Source organism: Kitasatospora sp. NPDC007106, assembly GCF_040634455.1.
GTDB classification, from domain to species: domain Bacteria; phylum Actinomycetota; class Actinomycetes; order Streptomycetales; family Streptomycetaceae; genus Kitasatospora; species Kitasatospora arboriphila.
Genome location: NZ_JBEYFP010001348.1, coordinates 1 through 1,194 on the forward strand (window position 1 = coordinate 1; position 1,194 = coordinate 1,194).

The following is a 1,194-nucleotide window of genomic DNA, read 5'->3' on the forward strand; positions in this document are numbered from 1 at the left end:
ACCGGGCTGGAGCCGGAGACGGTCGTCCAGAGCGTGGTCACCGGCTTCTTCTGGAACGACGAGGTGCTGCGCCGGGCGCAGGTGGTGGTCGCCACCGCTCCCCCGCCGCCGTCCGCGGAGCTGCCCGGGACCACCGTGGGCGCCCTGGGTGCCGTGGGCGCCGTGGACCCCACAGACACTGCAGGCGCCGCAGACACCGCAAGCGCCGGGACCGCCTCGACCGGCGGGACCGACGAGACCGCCGAGGCCGGCCCGAACCACGAGGGCGCCGAGCAGGCGGCGGCCCGAGAGGCTCCGGCCGCCCCCGCGGGCACCGGCAGGGCCGCCGCCGGGGGCAGGAACCGCAAGAACTGGTCGAGGTCCTCGCGGGCCAAGCGACGCAAGCGCTAGACACACAGGGGACAAGAGGGGAACGACATGTACCGCACTCTCGGTATCGACCTGGGCACCACTAACTCCGTGGTGGCCCAACTGCGCCGGGGCGAGCCGGAGATCGTCATCAACATGCAGAACCAGGAGGGCACGCCCTCGGTGGTCGGCCGCGGCCGCAAGGGCGAACTGCTGGTCGGGTCGAACGCGCGGAGCCGGCTCGCCCTCGACGGCGAGAACGTGATCCGGTCGGTCAAGCGGTTCATGGGCCGCAAGTTCCGTGACCCGCAGGTGCAGGCGGCGCTCGACGAGGTCGACTACAAGGTGACGGCGGGCACCGACGGCGACGTGAACGTCTGGTTCGACGGCCGCTCCTACACGCCGATCGAGATCTCGGCGATGGTCCTGCACCGGCTGAAGGAGGACGCCGAGCAGCGCCTCGGCGAGCCCTTGCACCGGGCCGTCATCACGGTGCCCGCGTACTTCAGCGAACGCCAGGTCGCGGCGACCCGGGAGGCCGGCCGGATGGCGGGTCTGCACGTGCTGCGGGTGATCAACGAGCCGACCGCCGCCGCCCTCGCCTACGGGATGACGATCGAGGCCGGTGACGAGGGACGCACCGTCCTGGTCTACGACCTGGGCGGCGGCACCTTCGACATCTCGATCCTGCTGCTGGTGCCCGGCTCGGTGTCGGTGCTCGGCATCGAGGGCGACAACCTGCTCGGCGGCGACGACTTCGACCGCGCCATCGCGACGGCGCTGCTGGAGGACATCCGGGAGGAGTTCGGCTCGGACTACCAGCCGGACCGGCGGGACCGGCCGCGG

Annotated in this window: 1 protein-coding gene and 1 pseudogene; both read left to right on the forward strand. The window is 72.3% G+C overall.

From position 1 onward, the window contains the following. Positions 1–390: pseudogene (locus tag ABZ641_RS38380) on the forward strand (hypothetical protein); the annotation flags it as partial. Between the two features lie 27 nt (positions 391–417). Next, positions 418–1,194 (forward strand): Hsp70 family protein (locus ABZ641_RS38385; RefSeq protein WP_359989299.1); only part of this gene is annotated, 777 nt, incomplete at its 3' end.